The organism is Peterkaempfera griseoplana (assembly GCF_001418575.1).
Lineage (GTDB): Bacteria > Actinomycetota > Actinomycetes > Streptomycetales > Streptomycetaceae > Peterkaempfera > Peterkaempfera griseoplana.
In genome coordinates this window covers 1-5,736 of the sequence record NZ_LIQR01000388.1, presented here as the reverse complement: position 1 = coordinate 5,736, position 5,736 = coordinate 1, and the positions used below count along the sequence as shown (strand labels likewise).

Sequence of the window (5,736 nt, the reverse complement as noted above, 5' to 3'; positions counted from 1 at the left end):
CCGGACTCGTCCCTGGCGGCCAGCGCCTGCTCCCAGGACGCCGGGTTGCCGATCCGGATCGCGGTGGCGATGGTCTGCGGCTTCAGCACCGGGGCGCCGTCCACGATGGGCGCGGAGCCGGACGCCTGGAAGCCCCACATCCGCGGCCTGCGGGTGGCGAGTCCGTCGGCGGCGTACTCGCGGTAGCCGCGCCAGTAGGCGGTGATGTTGCCCGCGTTGCCCACCGGCAGCACATGGATGTCCGGGGCGTCGCCGAGCGCGTCAACGATCTCGAACGAGGCGGTCTTCTGGCCCTCGATCCGGGACGGGTTCACCGAGTTCACCAGGGCCACCGGGTACTTCTCGGAGAGGCCTCGGGCGAGGGTGAGGCAGTCGTCGAAGTTGCCGTCGACCTGGAGGATCCGGGCGCCGTGCACCAGCGCCTGCCCCATCTTGCCCAGCGCGATCTTGCCCTGCGGGACCAGCACCGCGCACACCATGCCCGCCCGCACCGCGTAGGCGGCCGCGGAGGCGGAGGTGTTGCCGGTGGAGGCGCAGATGACCGCCTGCGCGCCCTGCTCCTTGGCGTGCGAGATGGCCATGGTCATACCGCGGTCCTTGAAGGACCCGGTCGGGTTGGCGCCCTCGACCTTGAGGAAGACATCGCAACCGGTCCGCTCGGAGAGGAGCGGCGCCGGGACGAGCGGCGTGCCGCCCTCGAGCAGGGTGACCACCGGGGTGGCATCGGTGACCGGCAGGCGGTCCCGGTACTCCTCGATGAGTCCCCGCCACTGGTGGGTGTGGCGCCGGGGGCTGTCGACGACGGCGTTCATGCTGCTCTCCTACTCCCCTTCGACCCGCATGATGCTGGCCACATCGCGCACGCTGTCCAGCGCGCGGAGCTTGTCGACCGTCGCCGACAGGGCGGCGTCGGTGGCGCGGTGGGTGACCACCACGAGCGAGGCGTCACCGTCGCGTCCCTGCTGGCGGACGGTGTCGATGGAGACACCGTGCTCGGCGAAGACGGTGGCGACCTGGGCTAGCACACCGGCCCGGTCGGCCACGTCCAGACTGACGTGGTAGCGGGTGACGACATCGCCCATCGGCCGGGCCGGCAGTTCGGCGTAGGCCGACTCACCCGGCCCGGTGGACTCGGCGATCTTGTTGCGGCAGACCGCGACCAGGTCGCCCAGGACGGCGCTGGCGGTCGGCGAGCCGCCGGCACCCGGTCCGTAGAACATCAGCCGGCCGGCCGCCTCGGCCTCCACGAAGACCGCGTTGTACGCCTCCCGGACGGAGGCCAGCGGGTGGCTCAGCGGGATCATCGCGGGGTGGACCCGGGCCGTGACGGAGCGGCCGTCGCGGGCGCGCTCGCAGATGGCGAGCAGCTTCACCACACAGCCCATCTCCTTGGCACTGCGGATGTCGGCGGCGGTGACCTCGGTGATGCCCTCGCGGTAGACCTCGGCCGCGGTGACCCGGGTGTGGAAGGCGATCCCGGCCAGGATCGCGGCCTTGGCCGCGGCGTCGAACCCCTCCACGTCGGCGGTGGGGTCGGCCTCCGCGTAGCCGAGCGCGGTGGCCTCCTCCAGCGCCTCCGAGTAGCCGGCGCCGGAGGAGTCCATCTTGTCGAGGATGAAGTTGGTGGTGCCGTTGACGATCCCCAGCACACGGTTGACCTTGTCGCCGGCCAGGGACTCGCGCAGCGGGCGGATCAGCGGGATGGCGCCGGCCACCGCGGCCTCGTAGTAGAGGTCGACCCCGGCACCGGAGGCCGCGGCGTGCAGTGCCGCGCCGTCCTGGGCCAGCAGGGCCTTGTTGGCGGAGACCACCGAGGCGCCGTGCTCGAAGGCTGAGACGATCAGTCCACGGGCGGGCTCGATCCCGCCGATGACCTCCACCACCACATCGATGTCACCGCGTTTGACCAGCTCCGCGGCGTCGGTGGTGACCAGGTGCTCGGGTACCCCGGGACGCGGACGGCCGGCCCGGCGCACCGCCACGCCGGCGAGCTCCACCGGCGCGCCGATGCGCGCGGCGAGGTCGGCGGCGTGCGTCGTCATGATGCGCGCCACCTCGGAGCCGACCACTCCACAGCCCAGCAGCGCCACCTTCAGCGGCCGCGTACGCATCATCCGACTCCGCTCTCGTCATCCGTCGTCGTGCTTGTCCGTCGTGCTTGTCCGTCGTGTTGCCCGTGGTGCCCGGGAGACGCACTCCCGTCCCAGTCTCATGGAGTTCGGGACCGGATCTCCGCCCGTTCCACGATCTGAGACCAAGATTTCATCAACCGATATCGAGCCGCAGAAGATCCTCTTCCGTCTCCCGCCGCAGTACGGCCCTCGCCCGGCCGTCCCGCACCGCCACCACCGGGGGCCGCAGCGCGTGGTTGTAGTTGCTGGCCATCGAGCGGCAGTAGGCACCCGTCGCGGGGACCGCGATCAGGTCGCCGGGTGCCAGGTCGGCGGGCAGGAAGGCGTCCCTGACCACGATGTCGCCGGACTCGCAGTGCTTGCCCACCACCCGGCTCAGCATCGGCTCGGCCTCCGAGGAGCGGGAGACCAGCGCCACCGAGTACTCGGCGTCGTAGAGCGCGGTGCGGATGTTGTCCGACATGCCGCCGTCCACGCTGACATAGGTCCGCAGGCCCTCCAGCGGCTTGACGGTGCCCACCTCGTAGAGGGTGAAGGTGGTGGGGCCGGCGATGGCCCGGCCGGGCTCCACCGACAGCCGGGGGGCGCGCAGACCGGCGGCCGCACACTCCCGGCGCACGATCTCCTTGAGCGCCGCCGCGATCGCCGCGGGCTCGCTGGGGTCGTCGTCACTGGTGTACGCGATGCCGAGGCCGCCGCCCAGGTCGATCTCCGGCAGCTCCACGCCGTGCTCGTCACGGATGTCGCTCAGCAGGCCCACCACCCGGCGGGCGGCCACCTCGAAGCCCGCGGTGTCGAAGATCTGCGAGCCGATGTGCGAGTGGATGCCGACCAGCTCCAGGCTGTCCAGCTTGAGCACCCTCCGGACCGCCTCCGCCGCCGCGCCGCCGCTGAGGGAGAGGCCGAACTTCTGGTCCTCGTGCGCCGTGGCGATGAACTCATGGGTGTGCGCCTCCACCCCCACCGTCACCCTGACCAGCACCTTGGGGCGCACGCCCTGCTCGTCCGCGATGAAGGCGAGCCGGGCGATCTCCTCGAAGGAGTCCACCACGATGTGGCCGACACCGGCTCCCACCGCCTGCTCCAGCTCATGGGCGGACTTGTTGTTGCCGTGGAAGGCGATCCGCTCGACGGGCATCCCCGCCGAGAGCGCCACGGCCAGCTCCCCGCCGCTGCACACGTCCAGGCCCAGGCCCTCCTCGTGCAGCCAGCGGACCACCGCCCGGCAGAGGAACGCCTTGCCCGCGTAGAAGACGTCGGCGTCCGCGCCGAACGCCTCCTTCCAGGCGCGGGCGCGGGCCCGGAAGTCGTCCTCGTCCAGGATGTAGGCGGGCGTGCCGAACTCCTCCGCGAGGGTCCGCACATCGACCCCGCCGACGGTGGCGGCGCCCCCCATCGGCCCGCGGGAGACGGTGCGCGCCCACACCTTGGAGTCGAGCGCATTGAGGTCGGCGGGCGGGGCTGCGTAGTGGCCCTCCGGCAGCACATCGCCGTGGCGGGGGCCCGCGGGGTGGGCGGAGCGGCTCATGGTGCTGGTCTCTCCTTGGACTCGGACATCTCGGAACTCTGACGTCTAGGCCGCGGACACCGTGCTGCGGCCGCCGGATGGTCTCCCTGTGCAGAGGGGCGGCGGGGTGAGATCACCGCCGCCGCCCCTCCACCGTCATCGCCGGCGTTCGCCTGCGGCGGTCACATGCGCTCCGGCGCCGAGACGCCGAGCAGACCAAGGCCGTTGACGATCACCGTACGGGTCGCGTCGGCCAGCCAGAGGCGGGCGCGCGTGAGGTCGGTGGCCTCCTCGTCGCCGCGCGGCAGGATCCGGCAGTTGTCGTAGAAGCGGTGGTACTCGCCGGCCAGCTGCTCCAGGTAGCGGGCCACCCGGTGGGGCTCGCGCAGCTCGGCCGCCGAGGCGACCACCTGGGGGAACTCGCCCAGCTTGCCCAGCAGCGCGTTCTCCCAGGGGCTGTCCAGCAGCTCCGGCCGGAAGTCCTCGGCCGCGCCCTTGTCGATGCCCAGCTGGGCGGCGTTGCGGGCGACCGAGCACATCCGGGAGTGCGCGTACTGCACGTAGTAGACGTGGTTCTCGTTGGAGGTGCTGGTGAGCACGTCGATGTCGAGGGTGAGCGTGGAGTCGGTGGAGGAGCGTGCCAGCGAGTAGCGGGCGGCGTCCACACCGATCCAGTCGACCACGTCGTCGATGGTGATGATGTTGCCGGCCCGCTTGGACATGCGGACCTCCTCACCAGCCCTGATCATCTTCACGAACTGGCCGATCAGGACCTCGATGTTCAGCTCGGGGTCGTCGCCGGCGCAGGCCGCGATCGCCTTGAGACGGCCCACGTAGCCGTGGTGGTCCGCCCCCAGCATGTAGACGTTGACCGCGTTGCCGCGGTCCCGCTTGGAGAGGTAGTAGGCGGCGTCGGAGGCGAAGTAGGTGGTGTCGCCGTCCGCCTTGACCAGGACCCGGTCCTTGTCGTCGCCGAAGTCGGTGGTGCGCAGCCAGATGGCGCCGTCCCGGTCGAAGACGTGACCCTGCTCGCGCAGCCGCTCGATGGCCTGGCCCACGGCGCCGGAGTCATGGAGCGACTTCTCGGAGAACCAGACGTCGAAGTGGACGCCGAACTCCTCCATGGAGCGCTTGATCTCGTCCACCATCAGCGTCAGACCGGCGCTGCGGAAGACCTCCAGCTGCTCCGCCTCGGGCAGGTCGAGCACGCCGGGGTGGCCGTCCACGATCTGCTTGGCGATGTCGACGATGTACGCGCCGACATAGCCGTCCTCCGGGACGGGCCGGCCGTTGGCCGCCGCCTGGAGGGAGGCGCCGAACTTGGAGATCTGCACTCCGGCGTCGTTGATGTAGTACTCGGTGGTCACCTCGGCGCCGGTCGCCCGCAGGATCCGGCCCAGCGAGTCGCCGACGGCGGCCCAGCGGACACCGCCGATGTGGATCGGGCCGGTGGGGTTGGCGGAGACGAACTCCAGGTTGATCCGCAGCCCCCGGAGGGCCTCGTTGCGGCCGTACGCCTCACCCGCCTCCACCACGGTGCGGGCCAGGGCGCCCTGGCTCGCCGCGTCCAGCGTGATGTTGAGGAACCCGGGGCCGGCGATCTCCACCTTGGCGACACCCGGGAACTCCTGGAGGCGGGCGGAGAGCAGCTCCGCCACCTGTCGCGGCGGCCTCCCGGCCGGTTTGGCGAGCTGGAGCGCCACATTGGTGGCGTAGTCTCCGTGGTCCTTGTTCTTGGGCCGCTCGACGGTCACCTGCTCGGGCACGGCGACGGTCAGCTCGCCTGCCTCTACGACGGCGCGAACCGCGGACAGCACTGCCTGGGAAAGCTCTGCGGGTGTCACGGTGCAAGCCTAGGCGAGAGGGGGGTGTGGACCGCCATCGGGTTTCAGGGGTGAGACGGGGCGCGCCGCCCGCGCCCGGTCTGCCGGGTCCGTCACGATTTCCCGGCGGTCCGCCTGATCCGCCCGATTTTGAAGCCGCTTCGCACCCACCCGGGGCGCACCCCCGGAGCCCCGAGGGCCCGCCGGGACGCCCCTAGTCCGTTCGCGGAGAGCGGAACATCCGGCCGGGTCGGCTCAGCCCCAGGCGCACACC

4 protein-coding genes are annotated in these 5,736 nt (G+C 71.4%); all 4 read right to left on the bottom strand.

Going from position 1 to position 5,736, the window contains the following annotated elements; genetic code table 11:
* Positions 1 to 812: threonine synthase (gene thrC / locus AOK09_RS26885; protein ID WP_055589844.1), on the bottom strand; the 812-nt coding region annotated here is incomplete at its 3' end.
* 9 nt (positions 813 to 821) lie between these two features.
* Positions 822 to 2,114 (bottom strand): homoserine dehydrogenase, encoded by a 1,293-nt coding sequence (locus AOK09_RS26880; protein ID WP_055589843.1) that lies wholly within the window; start codon positions 2,112 to 2,114, stop codon positions 822 to 824.
* Positions 2,115 to 2,265: 151 nt separating this feature from the next.
* Complete coding sequence (gene lysA / locus AOK09_RS26875; RefSeq protein WP_055589842.1) at positions 2,266 to 3,660, bottom strand: diaminopimelate decarboxylase; 1,395 nt, start codon at positions 3,658 to 3,660, stop codon at positions 2,266 to 2,268.
* A gap of 161 nt (positions 3,661 to 3,821) precedes the next feature.
* The gene (argS, locus tag AOK09_RS26870; protein WP_055589841.1) at positions 3,822 to 5,483 is read right to left on the bottom strand and encodes an arginine--tRNA ligase; all 1,662 of its coding nucleotides are present in this window, start codon (positions 5,481 to 5,483) and stop codon (positions 3,822 to 3,824) included.
* Positions 5,484 to 5,736: the final 253 nt, after the last annotated feature.